The sequence below is a fragment of the Paenibacillus glacialis genome (assembly GCF_001637205.1).
Taxonomy (GTDB): domain Bacteria; phylum Bacillota; class Bacilli; order Paenibacillales; family Paenibacillaceae; genus Paenibacillus_AQ; species Paenibacillus_AQ glacialis.
On sequence record NZ_LVJH01000002.1, the window covers coordinates 306,510 to 331,358 of the forward strand.

Sequence of the window (24,849 nt, forward strand, 5' to 3'; positions counted from 1 at the left end):
CATCCCTCTCCTACAATTTGATGTTCATAATCTTGCTTATCCATATGGTACAAGCCCCTAACACCGCCAGAGAGAGTGTGGAAATAATGAATCCAATACCGCTGTACATCGGTAACATATAATCAGGCGATGATAAGTTCATGAACAATATCATCAGGATCGGCGCTACAAGAATTGCCTTAGATTCGAATTTTTTCTGAGCAATCATAACCGAAATTTCCTGTTGAATATCAAGTTTCTCACCAATAATAGTGGATGTGCGGCGTACCACTTCTACTAGGTCTCCACCAGTTCTTTTACATGTCGTGAATACATCAGCGAAGTTCGTGATATCTTCCATAACTGCTCGTCGGCTGAAATCCTGTAATGCTTCCTCAATGGGCTCACCATACTCTAACCGGGCACAAATAATATTCAATTCCATAATTAGATCATTCTCGGCCTCTGGATCTAACATTCGTAAATCCTGAACAGCTTCCCTAAATCCATTCTCTACTGAACGCCCTGCAGAAAGTGAGGAAGATAACGAGAAGAGGGCCTGTTTGAAATGAAGATTCATCGCAGCACGACGACGGTTCAACATATGTGTTCTCCAGTATCTCGGAACAAACCAAGCGTTACAGGCTATCAGGAGAGAAACAATCCATTGATGATAGAACAAATATCCTATTCCATAGAAAAGGAACCCTCCAATAACGATACACGTGACTCTTTCGACCGTACTCAGTTCATAGATACTATAGTCGGGAAGAGAGGGTCCCAACTGATTCCCCCCATCTACTCCCTTACCTCCTCTCTTGTTGATTCTGGTCGTCTTCACCTTCTCTTTATTCATTATCTTCACTCACGCTTCACCTCCTCAACCGGCACCACAAGTACATCATCGAGACCCGCCATCTTTAGCTTATCGACATGTCTCATGGAACCACAGAACTCCAATCCTCCAACAATTCGGCCATCCTCTTCCCCTACTTCCTTAAATCGAAAGAGCGGACTCACTTCTACCTCTCCGTTCTCCATCCCCAGTACTTCACTAATTTCCGTAACTCGCCTTGAACGATCACGTAACCTAGATAGATGTACTAAAATATCGATAGCAGAACTAATCTGCTGGCGAACGACTAGAATGGGGAGGTTCGCTCCACTGAGTACCATCGTTTCAAGCCGGCTAATCATATCTTTAGTGCTGTTGGCATGCCCCGTAGAAAGACTTCCATCGTGCCCAGTATTCATTGCCTGTAACATATCTAGAGCCTCACTACCCCTGACCTCTCCGACCACAATCCGATTCGGACGCATCCGTAAAGATGACCGAATCAGATCGCGAATCGTGACTTCTCCCCTTCCCTCCGTATTGGCATTTCGTGTCTCCAGTGAGACTAGATTAGGAACAGTTACAATCTGTAGCTCTGCCGAATCCTCTATCGTAATCACACGTTCATCAACTGGTATGAACTGTGATAACGCGTTAAGAAACGTTGTCTTCCCTGATCCTGTCCCTCCACTGATGAATACGTTATATTTCCCTACTACCAATCTTTGAAGAAAGAGAGCCGCTTCTTCAGTTAATGCACCCCGCCTCACTAAATCCTTCATCGTCATCGGTGACTCTGGGAATTTACGAATCGTCATCGTAGGACCCTTCAGAGCAATGGGTGGAAGAACAATATTGACACGTGATCCGTCTTTCAACCTTGCATCCACAATCGGAGATGATTCATTGACTACACGATTCACCCCTGCCACGATCGTCTGAATAATATCCTCTAAGCGGTTCTGTGACTCGAATTGCTGAGTAAGACGTTTTACTTCTCCCTCTTGTTCAATGAATATATCTTGATGACTGTTGATCATAATTTCCGTGATGGATGGATTGTCCACCAAAGGTTGTAGAACATCTAGCCCGCGGAACGAGTCATAAATACGACGAATAAGTGTACGTTTCTCAAGCGCAGTTAAATCCTGTAGTTCCCCTCTATCAAATACTGTTCTTTCGATATATTTCATTAATTCGATATCATCGACTGCTGCTGTCACATCTAGACCCGATCGAATCGCACTTCGAATAACTTTGAACATATCTTCATCCACGCGATTGCCCCCCGACAGTAGTAGGTAAGAGATCTCCCACTACATCTCTACATAGATTCAGAATATCTCTTTGAAAGATCGGCGAACTCAATAGTATCTCCTCATGACACACTTGCTTCCACGAAGGAATATAGGGTAGAACACCATCAATACGTACGATATGGCTTGGCAGTGTATTCGTCAGACTTCCAACATAACGATTCAATATAAATCGACTCTTTTGCATCATGTCACCGAATAAAGACGGGTTACTCTTCTCTATAAAAGAAAGCCATTGTCCGCTCTTGTACATACTGATCACATCATCAAGTAATATCCATACTAGACTCTCACAAGTTTCCATAACAGCTTCGCACCGTTCTCCTGCTCCAGTATCTGTATCCGCGATAATGACATCATATTGTCCTCCCTCTGCAATTAACTGCATCAGTTGACAGACATCGTTCTTACTCATCTGAAGCCATTCCTTAATGTTAGTCAGTGGTAGGAATATATCCGCCTTAATTCCTTCATGTGAAACAACATAAGATGCAATGGAAATAGACGAATAATCTTTCAATTCTTGTGCCGCTTTCAACTCGTAAAGAAGACGAGAAAGAGCTTGTCCATTTTCTCTACTTCTGATCTGCCTTGGAAAGACAGCACTACTATTCATCGTCTCCAAGTTAAGATAGAATACCGAAAGGCCACTAGCACCTAACTGCTTAGCCATATTTAATGCCGTTGTCGTCTTTCCACTTCCTCCTACGGCAGATAACAATCCAATCATTGCCGTCTTACCCAAGAATCGAGAGGGTGCTACCCGCACCTGACTTACAGACAAATCAAGAATAGCATCAAGCAATTGAGGAAGCGGCTGATATTTCGCAAGAACAGGACCCTTCAATGAACTTTGTCCTAGTTCATCTAGGGCGATCCATGTTACCGTCTGTTCACCTTGCTTCAACCAAGGAGTCAGAAATACCACTTCCGCTACTACGACTTCCGGTCTTTCATTTCCATTCATGTACTGTAGAAATTTATCTACTTCAGTAAAAGCGATAACCCTCAGTTTCTCACCATACTCACTACTGTGGACATAACGAAGTAAAGGCTCTATATATTCACTTTCCTGTACAGCCAGCACTAACTTAGCAGGAATCATAAGTAGTCAATCTCCTTCCAATGAAACACCAAAAAGCACCGTTCAACAGCCGCAATGACGCGGTTGTTAAACGGTGCTTCCGTTTACGAGCTATTAATTTACAGATAGAATATCACAGATTATTCCAGTCAGCAAGAACAATTTATTATCTTACATACTCCAACTGATGTCCAACTCAAACATCAGCGTCCCATTATCCCATTAACAAGCACATATCTCCATAGTCCCTTCATCAGGTTATATGGGTAGCATATCTTCGGAATTCACTTTCGGTTTACAAGCCTTACATACACCAACTACAGTCCCATTGTGACTTGCGTAGAAAGTAATTTTACCGACCTGTTTGCAATAGGTACATTTCTGCATTCTTTGTTTATTATTCTTTATTTTCACAAAATCAATGACATTTGCACTCGATCCGAGATCTACGAGGAGCTATGAACAGCAAGCGCAGTACAACGATTACCATAACCCCCACGATAATTAAGCCAATATATTTCACTTAACTGATTCCCCCACATCATTCTAGAAACCTATCCCTAAGCTCCGGCGATGGTAACATACATTGATCGGATTTACCGAACCACCGATACCGATGTCTAGCAATATACCTGTAAGCAACATCTCTTATAAATTTCGGAACAATAATGAGAGCATATATAAGTGGCCATGGAAATTTCAAGTGTCTAGATATACGTAAGGCCGCTGTTGATTTCGTATAATATTTACCATTTTCAATTAACACGATTGTATTCATGACTTCTGTGGACAGTCCACTTTTAGCTAGTAACATCTTTCCTGTGTTCGACTGTAAGGAAGCAAAGTGAAATCTTCCAGTAGGATCATGTCGGATTATAAACCTCGTGGCGCTCTGGCATAAATTACAAACACCATCGATCAATACAACCATACCCATTCCCACCTCTCTTCATTACACCTTATTATACCACGCACCAACCTCGCATTTCTTCTAACACAAAGAAAAAAGCGTAGGATATGTTCCCACGCTTTCTTACTATTCGTACAATTTACTTCGCAATAGCCTTTTCAAGCCATTCGTTATCAGTGATCTGCTGCTGTAGAACGCCACCAAAGTTCTCCATACATTTGCAAATGAAGTCTTTGCGACATATAGGACAAGGTGTTTTTAGCAGTCTGCTGATGTTGGTCATTTTCCATTCTGGATAACGGTTATAAAACGTGCGGCACTCTGTTCCGTCTGCCAAATAGATGATGAATTCATACAATCCATCTTTCTCATTGTTACTGGCTTCTTCCACGTTCGAAATTATTGGTCTGTAAGACATCAGTATCACCCATTTTATATTAAATTTGCTAACAAAATCTAAAGAATGCTCATCCAACAAGTACTTAGACATTTTAATGAATTTTCAACTTGATGTCAATTTATTATACCACTACCGCTATACGGGTGAGTAGTGTTTACCTCATTTCTGGACAAAACAATAGAATTTTTGAAGATGGTAGATAACTAAATTAGTAAGAATATAATTATATATACAATCTTCTTATGATAAAATTAACAAGAGATTCTTATCTTAGCTGAATACACATTTAACGAAATAACCGTGAGGAGATAATACATGAGTATATACGATTATCAAGTGAATACCATCCGTGGAGAACAGGTCTCTCTATCGAATTATCAAGGAAAAGTCCTTCTTATCGTCAATACCGCAAGTAAATGTGGTTTCACTCCTCAATACACAGGGTTACAAGAACTCTACGAAAAGTTTAAAGACCAGAATTTTGAGATTTTAGGTTTCCCAAGCAATCAATTTAAGGAGCAAGAACCAGAATCTAACGACCATATTGAGCAGTTTTGTCAAATTAATTATGGTGTAACTTTCCCTTTATTTGAGAAAATAGATGTGAAGGGCGATACCGCCCACCCACTATTCCAGTATCTATCTGCTGAAGCTTCAGGTATTCTAGGATCTAAAGCTGTGAAGTGGAATTTCACTAAATTTCTAGTCGACAGTGATGGCAAAGTCATTAAACGTTTTGCTCCGACTACTACACCTGATAAACTTCAACATTTCATTGAAAAATTGTTAGAATAAATAAAGAGGGTGTTTTTCGTCTATATATCAATAACGAAAAAACACCCTTTCTTGTTTCTTGGCAGTCGTAGCGTATAAAATAGACAACAAAAAAACCTTGCTGGAAGCAAGGTTTTTTTGTTTAACTTATAATGCGGTCGGCGGGATTTGAACCCGCACACCCAATGGGCACTACCCCCTCAAGGTAGCGTGTCTGCCGTTCCACCACGACCGCGTAAAATAAAGAGGATCAACTTTTAACAATACAATATATTTTACATGGATCGCCATCAAAAGTAAAGAGGAACACCCTATATAATCATAATTGCATACATATTGTATTGTCTGACAATCACCCTAATTCCATCTACTAATTCCTAACGCTTCGCACAACAACCTCTTTGTCATCCATTTTTTCTTAATTTAGATGTTCAATTCTCTCATAAATAGTCTGCATCGTACGCTCAACTTCCAGTGTTGCCTAATAAAATTAAAAATGACGTATATATGTACAACCTATTGAACTGTGACGTAATAAACGTATATAATAATCGTTATATGTCCATTGAATTATATCACAAAATTTCCACGATTTTGTAATATTCCATTCATTTTCTAGGGGAGAGTACTCATGACAAATTTGAACACTACACTTCATAACGAAATCATTCATTCATTGCAGCAAAGCATTGCAGTCCTAGATTGTGATGGTTGTGTTATTACTGTAAATCCAGCTTGGATAGTTATGTCTACGTCTAATAAAATCCCTTCAGACTTTCAATGGATTGGTGTTAATTTTTTTCAAATTTGTGAATCCTCTTTTCTCATGGAAGAAATAGAAATAAATACTTTGTTAATAACCTCCTTCCACTCCATTCTTCAAGGACATATACATACATTTTCTCACAACTTTAGCATGCTGATAAATCATAAGACGGAATGGTTCGTATTAGATGTATCCCCACTCTTAACCTTTGGAATGAATTCTATTAAGGGAGCTATTGTAACACTCACGAATATTACCGCAAGTAAACAATTGGAACATGATTTACAGGAATCTCTTTCGCAAATCCGAACCCTTCGAGGACTCATACCCATCTGTGCTGTCTGCAAACGAATCAAAGATGACGAGCTATGGAATGCTATTGAGAACTTCTTAGAGAAACATACTTACGCTGAGTTCACTCATGATATCTGCCCCGATTGTATACGTAGTCTATACCCTAAATACTCTTTTGTATTGGATCGCCCATCCGAATCATAATTCAAGACGAAGTTAACGTTATCTTAAGTTGACTTTGTTTAGTGATTGACAGATTTTCATTGTCATACATATATTTGCCACAACAACTATATGTATAAAGGATGTATTTAATCTGTTAGAATCACAATCCCCCAAACAGTCCATCGGGTACAAATAAGCCTCTATATTCCACAAAATAAGCACCTTGTTCGCTTACTACTCAAACCCTATGACATTACCCCTGAGCAATGGTCCGTTCTCTATCAGGTATACCTCGAAGAAGGAATTAACCAAAAGGAGATCTTATCTAACACTATCATTCATTCAACAGTACTTTAGCGTAATATTCACCCCAGTGTGGTTGCGTTCTATCCTTATCCTGATATTCATACTCTTCTACAAGTTCCCACGTACTAAATGACTTTCCTGATTTCAGCATAATATTAGGATCCGCAGCCAGTGATGCTTACTGCTCGCCCAATGTACCAAGGCGTTTCTGAAGCTATAAAATGAGGATCTTTACGCGCACCCTCTTGGCAAGTTTCCTCTGTCACACCAAAGTGTTCAAGCATCGCCTCCGAACGTAGAAAGCCAGGTGTAAGGGCGATCGCAGCAACATTGAAATCACGCAAGTCAGCAGCCATTGCAGTAGCTAAATGAATGACTGAAGTTTTGGCAAGACTATAATACAGATTACCCCGGTAATCGTAGTTGAGACCATCCGTTATTTCAATGATTAATCCGCTCTTTCTCTTCTTCAACATGGGTGCCCCATAATAACTCGTGATCATATGCGAAAATACAGCACGGTGTTGCATTAATAACCTGCTCCTCGGGTAGCTCCAGCCACCACAGCGATCTTGCCATATAAATCCGGCATACTACGATCCCTCTGCTCTTATTATTTATCAAAATTTGCTCTTCATTCGATTAAAAAGTGTTGGATAATAGTATAGTTTAAACCTGCATATCGAAGCAAGATTGTGTTCAAACAACAAAAAGAATCCTTACCGTAGTAAGGACTCTTCATAGATAAAGCTATAATGCGGGCGAGAGGATTTGAACCTCCACGGGGTTGCCCCCACTACCCCCTCAAGGTAGCGTGTCTGCCGTTCCACCACGTCCGCGTAAAATAATGGTGAGCCATGAAGGATTCGAACCTTCGACACCCTGATTAAAAGTCAGGTGCTCTACCAACTGAGCTAATGGCTCTCGGTGACTTCACAATGATGTGTGCCATAAGTAAGTGAGGATAAGAATAATAATAAAATGGTGACCCGTAGGGGAATCGAACCCCTGTTACCTCCGTGAAAGGGAGGTGTCTTAACCGCTTGACCAACGGGCCATAATGATACAATTCTTGTGACAACAAAAATTATTATAGCAAATAACTAATTCCATGACAAGAACTTTTTTCGAAACAAAAAAGAACCTTTACAGGTTCTTGGTTCATTACTCATGATATCAGCTATTGTAAAAAATATGGCGGAGAGAGTGGGATTCGAACCCACGCACCGCTTACGCAGTCTAACCCCTTAGCAGAGGGTCCCCTTATAGCCACTTGGGTATCTCTCCAAAAATAATAATGGCTCCCCGAACAGGACTCGAACCTGTGACAACTCGATTAACAGTCGAGTGCTCTACCAACTGAGCTATCAGGGAACAATAACCATGAATTACAATCATTAATATATCACTCTGAGCGATTCGAGTCAAGATCATATATACGTAATTTGCCGCTACATTTCCCACAACGATACCGCTTTGGATCCACTTTTCGCTTACGAAGATACTCCATTCCACATTGACTGCAAGTAAGCTTATATCGGTAAGGCTGAGGTTTTCTAGCCTTTGTCCCAGGTAGCGACTGACAAAATCTACTACCCCCTACTTGCTTTAAGAGCTGTTTAAACTCTGGATCACGATGTCGATACCCTCTACCTCTCAGATGCAGGTGGTAGTGACATAACTCATGTTTAATGATCTTTTCTACTTCTTCGTTGCCGAAGTTATCTAGGTGATGTGGATTAATCTCTATGTTGTGCCCTTTCAGGAAATATCTCCCTCCAGTAGAAGACAATCGCCCATTAAACATGGCCTGATGTTGAAATGGGACTCCGAAACTGCTTATTGAAATTTCCTCCACCCATGCCTGCAGTTCCTCATTAATCATCTTTTCTTTCATAGATCGGTAACGTTTCCTTTCGATATAATCTTATAGAAACAAACAATACGAGATTTCATATATCTTTTAGTTCAATCCATATACTTGAATTTTAACTTCTTCATAGGCTACACTGTCAAGTATACTGATTAAGAGAAAAGATAGTATAGCATTTATTCATTTACTAAGGAGGATTCCTACAAGATATGGCAAAGATGAGATATGTTATTTTACAGCTACAACAAGAACTACAATTTGTAGAAATGCCTGCAGACTACGCTTACCAGCTGAGTGCCCTGAATTTACGCCTCAACAAAGAGATTAACAAACTAACAGCCCTTGATATTCCCACCTTACCTTTAGCTATCGCTGAATGCGATGCTCTGGATCTTTTGCAAGAACAATATTCGGTGCACAATGGACTACATTACATTAACGAACTAGAACAATCCTTTGCATCTGTTGATGAGAAAAGTTATCCAATCATATCGCTGCTCACAGAAATCCGAGCTCTTCAAGCGCAACTAGAACAATGGTACGAAGAAGAATTACAATAGATATCATGTAGACCTGCACAATGTGGGCTTCTCCTCCATATGTTAAAGATACAGATGGAATGCAAGAGGAGGAGATACCCTTGCCGCAATGGCTTAGCAATCAATTAATGCGCGCTTTTAGCAAAAGAGACCGTCGCCAGATTAAACTGCTTAATGAGTGCTGGTTTTTCTACCGCAATGCTCCTGATGATAACAGTAGTAGGTCTTCATAAGTAACAATATACTTATAGTTGTACCAAAAAGCTTCGCCACCCTTAAACGGAGGCGAAGCTTTTTGGTATATCCAGCAATCAGGTGATTAAGCCTGATCCTTTCGAGGGTTCCTCATCGTAAGTCCGACGCGGCCCTTTTTCTCATCTATATTTAGTACCCATACCGTCACATTATCACCAACAGAAACAATGTCCATAGGATGTTTAACATAACCGTTACTTAGCTGTGAGATGTGTACTAACCCATCATTCTTGATCCCAATATCCACGAAGGCTCCAAAGTCAATGACATTGCGAACAGTCCCTTGCATCTCCATACCCGGTGCTAAATCTTCCATCTTCAACACATCTGTACGGAAGATTGGGAGAGGAAGTTCCTCACGAGGATCGCGTCCAGGACGTTGTAAGCTCTCCAATATGTCGCGTAACGTTGGTACGCCTACATCCAATTTGGTCGCCAAATTCTCAACATCTTGTTGCTCCAGAATGTGACTGAGTTCTTGACTCCCCAACTTCTCTAGTCCGACATTTAACTCACGGAAAATGCGATCTACGACAGCATAGGACTCTGGGTGAATCGGAGTGCTATCAAGCAAATCTTTACCTTCTGAAATTCTCATGAATCCAATACATTGCTCATACGTCTTTGCCCCTAAACGTGGAACCTTTTGCAATTGTTTACGGGTAACGAACTTACCGTTCTCCTCACGAAACTTCACGATATTCTTGGCCGTTGTCGCATTTACACCTGCTACATAAGATAATAGTGATGGTGAAGCCGTATTAACATCAACACCAACATGGTTAACTGCCGATTCAACAACTGCCTTAAGGCTCTCTTCCAAGTGTTTCGGACTCACATCATGCTGATATTGACCAACACCAATCGCTTTCGGCTCAATCTTAACTAACTCAGCCAATGGATCCTGAATACGACGGGCAATAGATACGGCACTACGCTCAGCAACATCCAGATCAGGGAATTCTTCTGCTGCTAACTTGGAAGCAGAATATACACTTGCGCCTGCTTCATTGACGATAAGATATGCAAGCTCTTTATCGTTCAAATCGCTAATGATTTCAGCGACGAATTGTTCCGTCTCTCTAGAAGCCGTTCCATTTCCAATGACTATCAATTGAATCTTATACTTAGTAATCAATTCTTGGAATTTCTCCGATGCTTCCCTCTTTTTATTATGTGGAGGCGTTGGATAAGTAACAGCCACTTCAAGAAGCTTACCTGTATCATCTACTACCGCAAGCTTACATCCTGTACGGAAGGCAGGATCTACACCCAATACGCAACGCCCCTTCACTGGCGGCTGTAAGAGCAAGCTACGCAAGTTGCCTGAGAAGATAGAAATCGCTTGATTCTCACCCTTCTCCGTCAATTCGGCACGAATTTCTCGCTCAATAGACGGTGCTATAAGACGCTTATATGCATCTTCAACAACGGATTCCAGTACTTTTTTCACAACAGAATCACCCTTGATTACCTGGGAGCCCATATAGGAATGAATAGAATCTACAGGTACATCGAGACCGACTTTAAGTACGTTCTCTCTTTCACCACGGTTAATGGCCAGAATGCGGTGAGGAGGCATCTTCTTAGCCAGTTCTTTGTAACTATAGTAGTTCTCGTAAACCGACTCTTGTTCCTTATCCTTTGCTTCGGAATCCAACAATCCATGGTCCAGCGTATATCTGCGTACCCAAGCACGAATCACAGCTTCATCTGCTATATTCTCCGCAAGAATATCCATAGCTCCTTGAATCGCATCCTCAGGTGAATTCACCCCATGTTCAGCATTCACATATGACGCGGCCTCACCGCTTAAATCTCCTTGTTTCGGCTGATCCCATATCCAATTCGCCAAAGGCTCCAAACCCTTTTCTTTCGCCATACTTGCACGGGTTTTGCGCTTTTGCCGATATGGACGATATAGATCTTCCACTTCTTGCAATTTGATCGCTTGTACAATAGATGCCTTTAATTCAACCGTAAGTTTCCCTTGCTCATTAATAATTCGAATGACTTCCCGCTTACGTTCTTCCAAGTTCCGCAAGTAGCCTACACGTTCTTCAATATCTCTTAGTTGATTCTCATCAAGTTCCCCCGTCATCTCTTTACGATAACGAGCAATAAATGGAATCGTATTCCCCTCATCCAATAATCCTACTGTTGTACGAATTTGCTTCAACGAGATGTTCAATTCTTTAGCGGTCTGCTTAACAATACGTTCTTGTTCTTCTGCCTTCATCTCAACTTCATTTATCTCTACAACTGCTTCTGGTTCTGACAATGATATCCCTCTTTCCAACTTAGCTATATAACCCTATTATCACAAACTTTCGAGTATATTTCCAGCTTACCCACTATCAGTGCCTTGACCTACCGCAGAATTGATATGAAGGAAGTAGCCTTAGTTGTAGTTTCTTTGTCTGTTCTGGTTCATCACTAACCAAAGAAATCAGGAAAGGCGCACCCTTAGGTACGCCTTGTTTCCCACTATAATATAAACCAAAGATAATCCTTCAAAAATCAATTAAGCTTAAAGAGATTAGCAAAGCTTCATCAACCTTTTTCATGGTTTCCTCATCAAGATGAGTAATCTTATCTGTTAGTCTTTGTTTGTCAATCGTCCGAACTTGCTCCAGCAAAATGACAGAATCACGGTCGAATCCATGAGAGATTGCATCAATCTCAACATGGGTAGGAAGCTTCGCTTTTTGAATCTGTGCGGTAATCGCTGCTACAATTACCGTAGGACTGAAACGATTACCAATGTCATTCTGGATGATCAAAACCGGCCTAACCCCGCCCTGTTCAGAACCTACAACAGGTGAAAGGTCCGCGAAAAACACATCACCGCGTTTAACAATCAATGTTTACACCCCGCTTACTGAGCGGCCTAAAGTGCTGTCCGCATCTTCCTCTGCGTGGAAAGCCTCAGACGCCATGGTCAAGTTAATCTTTGCCATTTCCATGTAGCCACGTTGCATGGACTCACGGATGTATCTCTTCTTCCGTTCCGTCAAATACAGTTTCATGGCTTGCCTTATGAGTTCACTACGATTGGAATTCTCCAGCGCGACGATCCCGTCCACTTCCTGCAAAAGATGATCTGGTAAACTGATCATGATTCTCTTTGTGTTCTGCAAATTAGCCACCTTCTCTTCCACCCCCACAACACCTTATCACCTGAGCACCAGTATAGCTTAATTCAAGGGAAATTATACAAAGGAATATATATGCCGATCGTATATCATGTATGCTACATTCCATTATAAACTACAATCAGCATTTACGTAAGACAATCTCTCACATTCAAATTACAATATGAAATCTTATCTTATTATCCTATGTCCCCATTAAATTGCCAATTGGTGATCTTATCCTTAAATCATTAAGGGATTGACTACGTGTTGAAGGACCCCACCTTGAATATAGTGGCGTGGCACCCTTGCGGCTAACATACAAATCACTTCGTAAGGGATGGTACCTAGCTTGGATGCCAACTCATCTGCTGTGATACAATCACCAGACTGTTGGCCGATGAGGACAACCTCTTCACCCACTTGAATTTCTTTTGCTTCTTCAGCAAAAGTTTGCATTGATACCATACACTGGTCCATACAGATTGTTCCGACGACAGGAATGCGGCGTCCGCGTATCAGTACTTCTGCTTTACCACTCAGCATACGGGAAAATCCATCAGCATAACCGATTGGAAGTGTCGCGATAACTTCGTTATCTTCCGTCACGTATTTGCTACCGTAGCTAATTCCAGCTTGAGGAGGAAGCGTCTTAACATATACTGTTTGCGTCTTCAGCGTCAATACCGGGGTCAATACAATCTTCTTAGTATTCACTTCATCTGACGGATAGAGACCGTACAAACTGATGCCTATACGCACCATATTATGAGATATGTGTGGCGTGTCGATTGCAGTCGCACTGTTGCCCGTATGTATAATGGGGATATGATAACCCTTCTCCCCTAGTGCGTCAGCAACACATAGAAATCGTCGGTACTGCTCCAGTGTATAGCTTTTATCTTCTTCATCTGCCTTGGCAAAATGAGTAAACAACCCTTCAACTTGAATTCCTGGGATCGAGAAAGCCTTGTCGATAAAAGATAGAGCTTCATCATCAGGGAACAGTCCAAGCCGCCCCATTCCACTGTCGATCTTGATGTGTACTTTTAAAGGTTTAACAGTACTTTGCACAGGCAATTGGCTCATAACATCAAGCACTTCTTGAGTAAACAGAGTTACCGTTATGTCATTCTCCCAAGCCACCTGAATAGCTTCAGGTGGTGTATACCCCAGAACTAGAACTGGGAGCTCTATACCTGCTCTGCGAAGCTCTAACGCTTCGTCCAAGAAAGCAACACTCAGATAGTCAGCACCCACTTTCTCCATCTCTTGGGCTACTTTCACAGCGCCATGTCCATAAGCATTGGCCTTTACACAAGCTAAAATCATCATATCTTGTGGTAATGCCGAGCGGAAAACGTGATAATTTGAACGTAGATGATCCAAATTAACCTCCGCTATTGTTGGTCGATAGTTTACTTGCAATTCCAGTCACCTTCTCTGAAGTTTGAACAATCATCATTAGTTGTTTGTATTAAACTAATCGTAATGTTCTGGAAGGCGTCTGTCAATTATCCTTAAGGTATCTTGGTATAGTCATTTACCCGTAACTCCACAACTTACAAGCATAAAGGCTGTGCCGTCCCTTGGCGGCATAGCGACGTTTAGCGTTGAAATATAAGTGTTAGTATAAGAGTGAAACATATGCTTTCTTATATGACGGATTGTCAAGCCCTGTCGCACTTGGCTTGACAATCCGTCATATTTACAAGAAAAGACGGATGTCCATTATTGTAGAGGGAGAGTACCCCACAATAAAGCCCATCCGTCTACAACCATTATTTACCCGTTTGTTCGGCTAAAGACGCTGCAACATTCATCATTTCACTAACTGGAAGATTAGCACTCGTAATTCGGAACTCAATTCCATCATCCATCCATGTTAATGTCTGCTGCTTATCATGATCCCCAGTCAATAGCCCCACCGTAAACCCTAGATCAATCACAGAACCTGGTGCAAGTGAGACCGCACGATCAAGAGGCCGTGCTTCCATCACGGTATATTGGTACGTACCATCATAACGTAATACGACCGCATGATCTTTACTATTCGCTATTGCAGTCGTATCGTTCTTCACAACACCTTCCGGAGTATAGTCTGGTTCGATGACACCGAAGCTTCCTAATTCTTTCTTAACTGGCTCAGGCTGTGCTCCCTCGGACAAGTCTGTTACGATTTCATTCCCAGACTCATCCACTTCAGCAATCGTTCCGACAGACTCACCCATCGCTGTCATGTTACGTTGCATATCAAATGAATCTTTATCGAATTTGGCATTGAAATCAAACTCATTAAATTTCACTTCAACAACAACATTTGCTTCGGAATCCGACACCTGTACCTGCTTCGGCGCATAACTATCTTTATTCAGCCAAATCTTTTGCCTGACAAGAGATTGACTATGATAATTCGCTGCAACATCAAATACATAGCTTTCTTTGTCATCTACGAACTGGCGGGTATTATCCGTGAGAATACCTCTGACCAGCGTCTGATACAAATACACCTGACCTTGATTCTCCGGCCAATCACTTTGGAATCTAAAGCTTTTGTTCAGGCTTGGAGTAAGAACGAATACCCCATCATCATTACGTAAAACAATTTGCGTGATATCCTTCTGAGCATTCTTTAGGCTAATTCGATAATACGAAGGATTCTGATACCATACCTCCACATCGTACTGCTGCGGCTTCTCGCCTGTGTATAGCGTCATGTTCCCTTTACCTTTGTAAGATCCATCCTTGCTTTGTAACTTGTCGACCACGTTGTTTAAGTCTTTCACGACGGAGGCGGCATCCTTCTTTCCACCGCAACCTGCCAACACGACGGTAACGCATAACACCAAAGCAAGCACCCATGATATCCGGCGCATGACATCATCCCCTTTATCCACATGTATTGAATTGATTAGTACATGTCTATGAGGGACTTGGTCACAATATGCAGACTAGCTTGACAAGCTTGAAAAATCGATCGTACATAGCTCTTGTGACAGATGAAAGAACCGCGTGTGAATGACCTCTCTCGTGTAAGCCAATGAATGCTTAGTGAAAAGTCTACGTCTTCTGAACAAGAAGAAGCTTAGTGAGAATATCCCACCAAGCTTCTCTAGCACACTAAATTATACGATTTACTTATTCAATAATACGTATAGCATTTTCGCGATTTCAGCGCGAGTTACACTACCTTGTGGATCAAATGTATTGTTTCCTTTTCCATTCATCAGTCCGGATTCATTCACTTGGGATACGGCCTCCCTGGCCCACGCAGACACATCGCCCATGTCAGCAAATGTAAGGTTAGAAGATCCTCTGCGTGATTGTTTCATATACTCTGACATTTTCATCAGAATCACTGCCGCTTCCTCACGACTGATCGTATCCTTTGGACGGAATTTCCCGCCATCTTCTTGGATCAGCCCCAATTTAGCCGCTTGCGTTACAGCATCTGCATAGTAAGCATTCATAGGCACATCCGAGAATGAATGTTCTACGACCTTCGTATCCAGTCCCAATGCACGTACAGCCAGTGTAACAAAGTCGGCTCTCGTTACGTTCAGCTTAGGGCTATAGTGATTCTCATCCGTACCGTTAATGATATGTTTCGCTGTGAGCTTGCCGATATAATCAGCTGCCCAACTTCCCAACACATCAGCAAACTCCTTGTGGTACTCTAATACTGTAAATGATGAGAAATGATTCGTAGTAAAGGTAACCGTGTTGCCATTAAAGATGCCACCCATATATTCGGGCTTCGCACCGTTTAAGTAATATACTCCCGCATAGTCGGTGTTCAGTGAATGATTAGTCCTCGCTCTTTCAACCGTAACCGGACCCGTCAATTCAAGGATTTGCGTCTCCGTCTGTCCCTTGATTGTAACCATGCTGAGCGTATATACCAGACCTGATAATGTATATTCCTTGTTGCTACCAATAGACTGGCTAATGGCGTTCTGCATGGAAGTATTCATCGTCGTATCCATCCGGAGTACAAGTAGATCCGCATCGTTTAGATGTTCCGGTAGTGAAGCAGCAGACAGTGTCACAGTCAATTCCGGTGCAACAATAATAATAGATAGGTTGTTGTTCTTCGCTTTTTGAACGCTGGTAGCAGGTAGATGAATTACAGGTACTATCCCTTGACCAAGCTTATTATTCAGCGTAATCACAACTTTACCATTCACGGCACCTGTAATAGCCTTATCCAGAACAGCTTCTTCTATTTTATAAATTCCGTCCGCATCTGGAGTAATGGTAATTTTCCCTTGAGCTGTTTCTGTCGTTGGTGGCATTGGTGTAGGAGTTGTCCCGGTTCCCTGATTAGGCGATCCGTTATTACCACCCGTATCACTTCCTCCGCCAGGAACTTCTGGATGTTCTCCTTCGTCAGCTGCTCCGGTATAGAAGCCCCAAATATCTGAGCGCGTACTTCCACTGTTCTGATCTTCAGCCTTTGTATACCATTGCTGATAACTGTTCGGGCTTAAGTTCGTCCAGTTCACAGAAGCCTGAACACCACTCTTCACTTTCTCCTTCGAACCGATTAGTTCATCGGTATAGACCTTCACGCTAATATAGTCAGTCGCAACACGTTTGGTCTTCGGTTGTAAATCGAGATCTAACGTAAATTCGTCTTTATTCGGATTCGTAAGTGGATCATAGAAATTATAGTCGTCCAAATGTGGTGAGTACGTCTTGATATGAAGCTTATTGTTCTTCATATCGAACTGCATCAGACGGATATATCCAAGTCCGCCTTCCGGTGCTCCTTGATAATCAGCAAGCATCTGGAACACTTTACGATCTGTTACGCCGTCACCGTTATCATCCAGCTCGTCCACTTTCAACTGAGCATCATGATAATGTCCAGACAATGTAGCAAACACGTTCTTATTCGGTTTAACTACTTTTTCAAAAATTTTGTCAGCAATAGGCGCCCTGTTATTCGATACGAGCATATATTCATGCAGACTAAGAATCGCTTTACGTTCAGGATATTTAGCAACGACCTCATTCATCCAGTCGATTTCCTTGTCTCCAAGTCCCCAGCCCATGTAGACGATAATAAAATCATTGCCGTTAGATGACACTAGATCATAGTGTCCACGGTTGTTTTCATAGGAACCTGCGAATGTTAAGTTGTTCTTAAAACGATCTTCACCGAAATACTGTTGGAACTTCGTATAGTCATTATCCTGATGACCTACGTCATGATTACCTGCCAGAACGCCGTAAGGAATCTGAGCGTCTTCAAGTACCTTCATATCCTTGTCAGCTTCTAACCACTGATACTCCTGATATGACTTATCCACGACGTCACCTGTATGAATGACATATTTGATATTCATCTTTTCTTTTTGATCAACAACCCAGTTCACAATCTTCTCATAAATCTTCGGATAGCTTTGGGAATAGTATTGGGTATCAGACATCCATACGAATGAGAAATCATAAGGATCCTGTGTTTCCGGCATTGGTTTATTCGTAGTTGCCGTGGTATCCGCTGCCTGTATGGCAATCTCATCTTGCACCATAACCTGAATGATCTGAGCGTTTGCATAATCCCCTGCATTCACGACTGCCTTTAATTCAAAATCTTCTGTACCTGCAATTATATGATCAAGCTGTACCCATTTGTTCGATGAGGGGCTCCATGCATACAGACTGACTTTGCGACCTTCTAGAGATTTACCCTTCCAATTGATCTCCACTCGATCCGTTTGTTTCACGGATGAGTCTAACTTCACTTCAAAGCGCTGGTATGGGAATTTCTCTACGGAATCATTAATGAGATACTCACCATCTACTGCGCTAATCTTCTTATATTCATCAGGGCTAAGTGCCTTTTCACCAGCCGGAACCATTTCCTTCGGAGGTTCAGTCACCGATGCGTTGGTGTACCCGGTAAATCCTTCTGCGCGGTTGCCGTCATATTTAAATCCTTTGTAGAATAAGACATCCATTAAATCGCTCGTCGGATCCTGAACTTTCACTGTAAGTTTAGCGTTGCTACCAACATTGTTTTGTCCAAGTGTTGGACTAATCAGTTGAGGTGCTAGTGGATTCTCATCCGGTACGTTAAAGTTCACATTCACTTTCGCGACGTTCCCTACTTTGTCCGTTGCATTGATTAATAATTTATGCGTTCCACCAACCATCTGACCGGATGAAGTTGTGTAAGGAAGTTCAATAATCTTATCGTCAAGTTTCACTTCAACCGTATCTACACCTGCAAAGGCATCTTCAATGATTGCATCCAGTGTCATAGCACCACGATATTCTTTGCCTTCTTCAACCGATGGCTTAATGGTAGGTGCGGTATTATCCACGATTACTTTAGAAGTAACCTCATGTAACCCACTCATCAACGATATCTCATGCGGACCATCCGCAACCGTTGTTGTATCCCATGAATAGGCTTTGGAATTCACCTGATTCGCCTTTAAGTCGAATCGGAAACCGATGGATTCAGCCCGGCCCACCGAATCTCCCATTTTGATCTGCTTGTCTTTCTCAGCATAGGCCGCATCCCAGATTTCAGTGCCATCCGCAAGTAACAGTCTTACATTCTTAATCTCGAAGTCATCCTTATTCTCTTCTGGACGCTTATCGAATGGTGATGACTTGGAACCTGCCCGAACGTAAATCACATTATCATTACCGATCTTGAAACGATCGGCACTGATCGGGAAAGAGAGTGTCGTGTAGGACGTAATCGGATCCATAAACGTGTATAGAATCGTCTTATCTTCCTCGTCAGAGGGTCCCATCGTTACTGCATTTTTGAAGTAATAATTAACATTGGTCACATCGAAAACAAAATAAGCATCATTCTCAAGTTCGGAGAACAAGTTCGCCTCCGGTAGCGACTTACCATCAATGTTCAGCTTCAACGCATCGTTACCTGCGACTTGAGCTGTTCCTTTAATCGTATGCTTGCCTTTAACAATGTCATTGTCCTTCACATTAAGTCGAAGTGCTGACTGATCTGGTCCGCCTGTAATGGACACTCTTACAACGTCCGACGTCGTCTCATTCATGCCATCGGAAACTACGAAATAATAGTCAATGTAACCTCTTCCGATCAGATCAGCAGAAGAAATCTTATAGTGATACATCGTATCATTGAAGTCTTCTGACAGATTGTGCCTAACATATTCCACTTGTTTGTCAGAACGAATATAGACTTCGACCGATGTCACTGCACGGTTATCCTTGGCATCTGCTTTTAGTTCTAAGCTATTCGCCTGATTAATCGCTTGTACACCTGTCAAATCCTGCACTGTTGGAGCTATATTATCTTTCTCCACATGAACGGGTTCTGCAGGAACCTGAGTAGCTATAAGCGTTCCTGGTGTAGGTGCTAAAGTACCTGAGCTCGCCTTAATCATAACGGTACTTCCATTTACCGGATAAGCATATACTAGAGCTTTATCTTCTTTCGTCTCATCACCTTTTGTACCACCTTCATATACTGTATCCGCATCGTAATAAGCTGCAGATATTTCTTTACCTGTATTCGTTTTAATTACGATCGCACGTCTGCCAGAATTGGCCATTCCATCACTCTGAATCGTGAATAACGTTTGATCCTCAATCAGGTTTGTATTATGAAATTTATTAAAATCATTCGTTGTATATGTTAGATTGACACTGTTCTTGATCCACATTATAACGGATTGTTTGGAAGGGATCTCAAAGTTCTCCTTCGTGGATGGCCATACCACATCGCTGGCTATGCCATTGTCTGGATAACGATAATAAAGCTTGTAGTTCTTGAAATTGATCGGCTGATCGGTGTTGTTATATACCTCAACAAACTCATAAGCGTCTGATGAAGTCGTAGGAACGTTTGTAGTATTCGGTACAAGTTCCGTAATCAACAATGCGGGTGCCTTAGTCGAGTCAAAGACAGGCATGTTTACTTGTGAGGAATAAGCCTTCTCTGTGGTCTGAACTTGGATTCTATAGTCAAGGCTTTCTTCTGTAAGTACAGATGCTGGAATCGTCGCTGTATAGTCTCCTGTATTTTTCGTATCCACCATCGTTGCCGATGTATATCTGGTCTGCGACGGTGTTTTGTACAGAAGCAGTACAGGGTTCTTCGTCCCGTCAGCATTCATACCCGGATTCACAACCTGTGCTGTAATCTCAAGGTCCTTAACATCTACAGATGTAGCAGGTGTATGTGTGATTACTGCCTTATTGTTGTCTTCAACTATCACTGGTGTGATCTGATCAGGATCGATCACTCCTGGTGTTGCAGGTTTAAGCCCAGAATGACTCATAACAACCATGTTCGTACTTCCAATGGCGGGATGCTTAAAGAAAATACCCTGATTCACTTTGACATGTGCCGCCTCATAGGCTGCAGTAACAATCGGATTGCCGTTAATGTCTTTAATCACCAGAGTTCTGGAGCTAGTATTAGCCATGCCGGTTCCACCAAGAATGCGGAACAAATTCTTCCCTTCTTCGAGTGAGGATCCAGCATAGTTTTGATTAAAACGGTCTATTTCCTCCCCATTATTGCTTCCGTTCATAATCCAGAACACAACTGGAGTATGAGCTGGAATGATCATGTCTTTGTCAACAACAGGAGTCCACGTGTCCTTACCATTGTAAAAGAAAGAATAATTCTTAAAGTTCAGATCATGATCCGTATTGTTATAGACTTCTACGTACTCGTAACCATCTGTACTTATTCCTGGAAGATTGATTGTATCTGGAACCATCTCGGTAATCAGCAGTGGCGGAATTTGCGGTACAGCAACATTTAGTAGATTATCTTGATTGACCTGATTAGCCTCGATGCCTACCGAATATGTAGTAGATAGAATAGGCTTGGATTCTTCATCTAGAGCAGTAATCGAATACTTCAATTCATTGCCTAATATCTCTGCACCTGGGATGGTAGCTATGTAGGTATCTGCCTGTGTTCCTTCCGGTGTTAATGGAATTGACATCTCATCTTTACCATCAATTGAATACTGTATATGGCCTGTCCACGGTTGTGTATCACCGTTAATAACAGCTCTTACTGTGAAATCCTGAAGTTCCTGAATGATATTTGCAGGGGTATGTCGGATTTGTAGCTCTTGGGGTTCACCCTCTTGCGGATCTTGTGCTGGGGTTAGCACTTCATTCTTCATTTCAACATTAGTTGGAGCGGGGATAAACATGGGCTCCAAGACATCTATTCCTGCGGCAAAACTTGCCGGTGACAACGCACTCATAATCATGCTGCTTAACATTAGAATAGATACACTACGTTTCACCTTACTTCTACTGTTCAATGTAATTAACATCTCCCTCTGAATATGTGTTAATAGATTGCGTACTACCTATTCTAGGAGAGTTTTGTTTGGTGAATATCATTCTATTGTTAATGGATCGTTAATGTTGTTAAATATTATCTAAAGGTAAACTTCGCTCTCCATACGTAAATAAGGTCGTTCCGAGGATTACTCCTTAGAACAACCTTATTAGATTATGATTTATTTAAATATTTCTCTTGATAAAGGTCATGATTGGTGGATTCTTTACTCTGTATGCCAACATAGCCATACCAATCAACAATGCCACTCCTGAAATAATCATGGCGCCCGTCGGGCCTATGTAAGCCATCGTCTTATACAAATAATAAACGGATGCTTTAACTACTCTAGTTCTATCAAGGCCTTGCTGTGCCTCAAAAGCAAACCAAGTCAAAAATGTACCTAATCCAATGATAATAAGAAGCATTAATAGTGGTCTAAATGCTGCCGTTAATCGATTATACTCCTTCACTCGGAAACTGCACTCATCCTTTAGGTAGTGGTATATCTCATGTAGAAATTGCTCCTTATGCTCCTTGCTTTCTATAGCCAGGAAATCTGTTTCCTTCTTACCGTTCGCTTTGGTTTTGAGCGTGATTATATGCGTTTTTTGGTTAGATGATATTCTTACTATAGTGTTTATGTTGTATACCTTGTTTAGATTTAAACTATCAAAAAAGTTCTCATCCCCGTTCATATTTTCAATAAATTGTTCAGCTTCATCTTGGTTAATTTCGTCAATTATGTAATCTGGCGTAAGAATAATAACTTTATTTGAATCTGAATCAATAGGAAACATTGTCGTTTTAAACTTGTGTTCTGCCATTACTAATCCTCCTTTTTACTACTTTATCGGAATAAATAGTATATTTTTGAGATTTAATTTGAATAAATGGGAAATTATATTTAATCGATCTTATTTAACTCTAAAAAAGGAAGCTCATTCCTGAGCCTCCTGACTAGTTATCAAATTGTGGTGATACCCACTCCTGATACAAAAAGTGGCGCCTCTTTCCCCGACCTCTGTATCACACCCTTCAGGCAGTGTAGCGAGGGGGAAATCCATATTGGTCTGCCGAAGGGCAGCAAAACGCACACTCCGATATTATAACCGTGTGAAATTGCTGAAACCAGGTCAGTATGTAACCGTAACATGATAGTTAGTAATACAACCCTTCCCCTATTTATCTAAAATCAGGCGGAATACGTCTTGCCACGCCCGTTAGAATCGCTGTTTCAACAATGGCTTTACGCACCGCCGGAACGACCTTGTCATTGAATATGCTCGGGATGATGTATTGCTCGTTAAGCTCTATATCTGATACAACCGAGGCGATAGCACGGGCAGCCGCTAATTTCATGGGCTCATTGATTCGTTTGGCTCGGCAATCAAGCGCGCCTCGGAACAATCCAGGAAATACGAGGACATTGTTAATTTGGTTCGGATAATCACTTCGTCCAGTTGCCAATACGGCTACATGCTTAAGAGCTTCTTCAGGATTCACTTCAGGTTCTGGGTTAGCTAAGGCAAATACAATGGACTTCTCGTTCATTGACTGAACGTCATCTCCGTTTAACAAGCCTCCACGTGAAACACCGATAAATACATCTGCTCCGCGTATGACTTCTTTTAATGACCCTGACTCCCTCTCCACTTGTGGCTGTTCTGCTAGCCACTGCCACATCGGCTGTTCATACTCCCCCCCATAGACGATAGCACCTTCCTTGTCTACTGGAACAAGGCGTGTAACACCTGCATCTAGCAGTATTTTACATATAGATACACCTGCCGCTCCGATGCCATTAACGACGATACGCACATGATTAATCCGTTTATTTACAATCTTCAACGCATTTAAGAGTCCAGCGATTACAACCACTGCGGTCCCGTGCTGATCATCGTGGAAGATCGGAATATCCAACTCCTCGGTCAACCTTTGCTCGATTTCAAAACAACGGGGGGAACTAATATCCTCAAGGTTAATGCCACCAAATATAGGACTCACCGCTTTAATCGTACGGATAATTTCTTCAGTATCTCTCGTATCTAGACACAGTGGAAATGCATCTACACCAGCTAGTTGTTTGAATAACATGGCCTTTCCTTCCATGACAGGCGCTGCTGCATAGGGGCCAACATCGCCAAGTCCAAGTACAGCTGTTCCATCTGAAATCACGGCGACTGTATTACGTTTGATGGTTAAAGAATAAGCTTTACTTGGATTCTCATGAATAGCCTTACATACTTTAGCTACACCTGGTGTGTATACCTGTGACAGATCCTCGCGATTCTTGATTGGAAGCGTAGGTTGAATCACGATTTTGCCGCCCAGGTGAACTAGAAAGGTGCGGTCGGATACGTTAATTAACTTAATTCCAATAAGATTTTTTAACGACTCGACAATTAAAGCTTCACTATGCTCCCCTGCATCTACCGTAATGTCTCGTATCGACGATTCCTTACCCGAACGGATCACATCAATCGACGTAATATCCCCACCTGCTTTACTCACTACGGCCGCTACATCTCCGAAGCTAACTGTGTCATGATCCAATTCCAACCTTACGATAATACTCGTTTGTGCCATCGGTAAATCCAACCTCCTCATTGTAAGCGCATTCATAAAATTGATGTATTCTTTATTTGTAAACATAATATACAATATTTGAATTCATTGAACAATATAAACCATCTATTACTTCTGTCTTATTTGGAGACTGAGGACTTAGGATTATCGCTAGAGGATCGATATTTACGAGATTCAATAAGCAATTTGGGCTATATCCTCACAAAGAGAAAGTAACTCGATTGAAGAATGCCCAATGATCCTATTCTATGACAAATGCCCTAATAAATAACACCGCAGTTTGCACGTGACCATGCTACAATAGTTGTATA

The 24,849-nt window shown here is 41.7% G+C and carries 18 protein-coding genes, 6 tRNA genes and 2 pseudogenes; 5 read left to right on the forward strand and 21 right to left on the reverse strand.

What is annotated here, in order from left to right; all coding sequences use genetic code 11:
• Nucleotides 1-10: 10 nt before the first annotated feature.
• The 5 genes from PGLA_RS01870 to PGLA_RS01890 all read right to left on the reverse strand — a co-directional run bounded on the left by PGLA_RS01870 (nucleotide 11) and on the right by PGLA_RS01890 (nucleotide 4,542).
• Nucleotides 11-835, reverse strand: a complete 825-nt coding sequence (locus PGLA_RS01870) for a type II secretion system F family protein (RefSeq protein WP_068528365.1) — start codon at nucleotides 833-835, stop codon at nucleotides 11-13.
• Nucleotides 836-840: 5 nt separating this feature from the next.
• A complete protein-coding gene (locus tag PGLA_RS01875) occupies nucleotides 841-2,091 on the reverse strand; it encodes a TadA family conjugal transfer-associated ATPase (protein WP_068527853.1) in 1,251 nt (416 codons plus the stop codon).
• Nucleotides 2,084-3,235, reverse strand: a complete 1,152-nt coding sequence (locus PGLA_RS01880) for a nucleotide-binding protein (protein WP_068527856.1) — start codon at nucleotides 3,233-3,235, stop codon at nucleotides 2,084-2,086. Before PGLA_RS01880 ends, PGLA_RS01875 begins: the two co-directional genes overlap by 8 nt.
• Before the next feature lie 520 nt (nucleotides 3,236-3,755).
• On the reverse strand, nucleotides 3,756-4,145 hold the full coding sequence (locus tag PGLA_RS01885) for a thiol-disulfide oxidoreductase DCC family protein (protein WP_245699654.1): 390 nt from the start codon (nucleotides 4,143-4,145) through the stop codon (nucleotides 3,756-3,758).
• A 118-nt stretch (nucleotides 4,146-4,263) separates the two neighbouring features.
• The gene (locus PGLA_RS01890; protein WP_068527861.1) at nucleotides 4,264-4,542 is read right to left on the reverse strand and encodes a hypothetical protein; all 279 of its coding nucleotides are present in this window, start codon (nucleotides 4,540-4,542) and stop codon (nucleotides 4,264-4,266) included.
• 297 nt (nucleotides 4,543-4,839) lie between these two features.
• On the opposite strand from PGLA_RS01890, the gene PGLA_RS01895 reads away from it, so the two are divergent.
• On the forward strand, nucleotides 4,840-5,319 hold the full coding sequence (locus PGLA_RS01895; RefSeq protein ID WP_068527864.1) for a glutathione peroxidase: 480 nt from the start codon (nucleotides 4,840-4,842) through the stop codon (nucleotides 5,317-5,319).
• Nucleotides 5,320-5,451: 132 nt separating this feature from the next.
• Here the strand turns inward: PGLA_RS01895 and PGLA_RS01900 are convergent.
• A tRNA-Leu gene (locus PGLA_RS01900) sits at nucleotides 5,452-5,533 on the reverse strand.
• A 396-nt stretch (nucleotides 5,534-5,929) separates the two neighbouring features.
• Here PGLA_RS01900 and PGLA_RS01905 point away from each other — a divergent pair.
• Both PGLA_RS01905 and PGLA_RS29645 read left to right on the forward strand, forming a co-directional pair.
• Complete coding sequence (locus PGLA_RS01905) at nucleotides 5,930-6,562, forward strand: nitrogen regulation protein NR(II) (RefSeq protein ID WP_068527868.1); 633 nt, start codon at nucleotides 5,930-5,932, stop codon at nucleotides 6,560-6,562.
• Nucleotides 6,563-6,715: 153 nt separating this feature from the next.
• A pseudogene (locus PGLA_RS29645) lies at nucleotides 6,716-6,859 on the forward strand (MarR family winged helix-turn-helix transcriptional regulator); the annotation flags it as partial.
• Here PGLA_RS29645 and PGLA_RS01910 read toward each other — a convergent pair.
• The 7 genes and pseudogenes from PGLA_RS01910 to PGLA_RS01940 form a co-directional block, all read right to left on the reverse strand.
• Nucleotides 6,858-7,365: pseudogene (locus tag PGLA_RS01910) on the reverse strand (SDR family NAD(P)-dependent oxidoreductase); the annotation flags it as partial. The pseudogenes PGLA_RS29645 and PGLA_RS01910 sit on opposite strands and share 2 nt — an antisense overlap.
• Nucleotides 7,366-7,585: 220 nt before the next feature.
• Nucleotides 7,586-7,668: transfer RNA gene (locus PGLA_RS01915), tRNA-Leu, on the reverse strand.
• Between the two features lie 9 nt (nucleotides 7,669-7,677).
• Nucleotides 7,678-7,753: transfer RNA gene (locus PGLA_RS01920), tRNA-Lys, on the reverse strand.
• A 58-nt stretch (nucleotides 7,754-7,811) separates the two neighbouring features.
• Nucleotides 7,812-7,886 (reverse strand) — tRNA-Glu (locus PGLA_RS01925).
• A gap of 138 nt (nucleotides 7,887-8,024) precedes the next feature.
• Nucleotides 8,025-8,116, reverse strand: a tRNA-Ser gene (locus PGLA_RS01930).
• A gap of 11 nt (nucleotides 8,117-8,127) precedes the next feature.
• Nucleotides 8,128-8,203: transfer RNA gene (locus PGLA_RS01935), tRNA-Asn, on the reverse strand.
• Nucleotides 8,204-8,234: 31 nt separating this feature from the next.
• Nucleotides 8,235-8,714, reverse strand: coding sequence for a SprT family protein (locus tag PGLA_RS01940; RefSeq protein ID WP_084410682.1), 480 nt, complete (start codon nucleotides 8,712-8,714; stop codon nucleotides 8,235-8,237).
• A 197-nt stretch (nucleotides 8,715-8,911) separates the two neighbouring features.
• Between PGLA_RS01940 and PGLA_RS01945 the strand changes: the two genes are divergently transcribed.
• Both PGLA_RS01945 and cmpA read left to right on the forward strand, forming a co-directional pair.
• Nucleotides 8,912-9,262 (forward strand): hydrolase/acyltransferase, encoded by a 351-nt coding sequence (locus PGLA_RS01945; protein ID WP_068527877.1) that lies wholly within the window; start codon nucleotides 8,912-8,914, stop codon nucleotides 9,260-9,262.
• Nucleotides 9,263-9,342: 80 nt separating this feature from the next.
• Entirely contained in the window at nucleotides 9,343-9,474 is a 132-nt protein-coding gene (gene cmpA, locus PGLA_RS27255; RefSeq protein ID WP_145939451.1) for a cortex morphogenetic protein CmpA, read from the forward strand.
• An 86-nt stretch (nucleotides 9,475-9,560) separates the two neighbouring features.
• On the opposite strand, the gene PGLA_RS01950 is transcribed toward cmpA, so the two are convergent.
• The 8 genes from PGLA_RS01950 to PGLA_RS01985 form a co-directional block, all read right to left on the reverse strand.
• Nucleotides 9,561-11,735 (reverse strand): Tex family protein, encoded by a 2,175-nt coding sequence (locus PGLA_RS01950; protein WP_068528368.1) that lies wholly within the window; start codon nucleotides 11,733-11,735, stop codon nucleotides 9,561-9,563.
• Between the two features lie 274 nt (nucleotides 11,736-12,009).
• Entirely contained in the window at nucleotides 12,010-12,360 is a 351-nt protein-coding gene (locus PGLA_RS01955; protein ID WP_068527880.1) for a type II toxin-antitoxin system PemK/MazF family toxin, read from the reverse strand.
• Nucleotides 12,361-12,363: 3 nt separating this feature from the next.
• Nucleotides 12,364-12,645: a CopG family ribbon-helix-helix protein gene (locus PGLA_RS01960; RefSeq protein ID WP_068528371.1), complete on the reverse strand. Its 282-nt coding sequence runs from the start codon at nucleotides 12,643-12,645 to the stop codon at nucleotides 12,364-12,366.
• A 228-nt stretch (nucleotides 12,646-12,873) separates the two neighbouring features.
• Entirely contained in the window at nucleotides 12,874-14,058 is a 1,185-nt protein-coding gene (gene alr / locus PGLA_RS01965) for an alanine racemase (protein WP_068527884.1), read from the reverse strand.
• A gap of 353 nt (nucleotides 14,059-14,411) precedes the next feature.
• Nucleotides 14,412-15,506 (reverse strand): LolA family protein, encoded by a 1,095-nt coding sequence (locus PGLA_RS01970; protein ID WP_068527887.1) that lies wholly within the window; start codon nucleotides 15,504-15,506, stop codon nucleotides 14,412-14,414.
• A gap of 258 nt (nucleotides 15,507-15,764) precedes the next feature.
• Nucleotides 15,765-21,929 carry an S-layer homology domain-containing protein gene (locus tag PGLA_RS01975; protein WP_068527888.1) on the reverse strand — a complete coding sequence of 2,055 codons (6,165 nt, stop codon included), beginning with the start codon at nucleotides 21,927-21,929 and terminating at the stop codon, nucleotides 15,765-15,767.
• Nucleotides 21,930-22,134: 205 nt separating this feature from the next.
• The gene (locus PGLA_RS01980) at nucleotides 22,135-22,776 is read right to left on the reverse strand and encodes a hypothetical protein (protein ID WP_068527890.1); all 642 of its coding nucleotides are present in this window, start codon (nucleotides 22,774-22,776) and stop codon (nucleotides 22,135-22,137) included.
• 358 nt (nucleotides 22,777-23,134) lie between these two features.
• Nucleotides 23,135-24,538: an NAD-dependent malic enzyme gene (locus PGLA_RS01985; protein WP_068527892.1), complete on the reverse strand. Its 1,404-nt coding sequence runs from the start codon at nucleotides 24,536-24,538 to the stop codon at nucleotides 23,135-23,137.
• Between the last annotated feature and the right edge of the window lie 311 nt (nucleotides 24,539-24,849).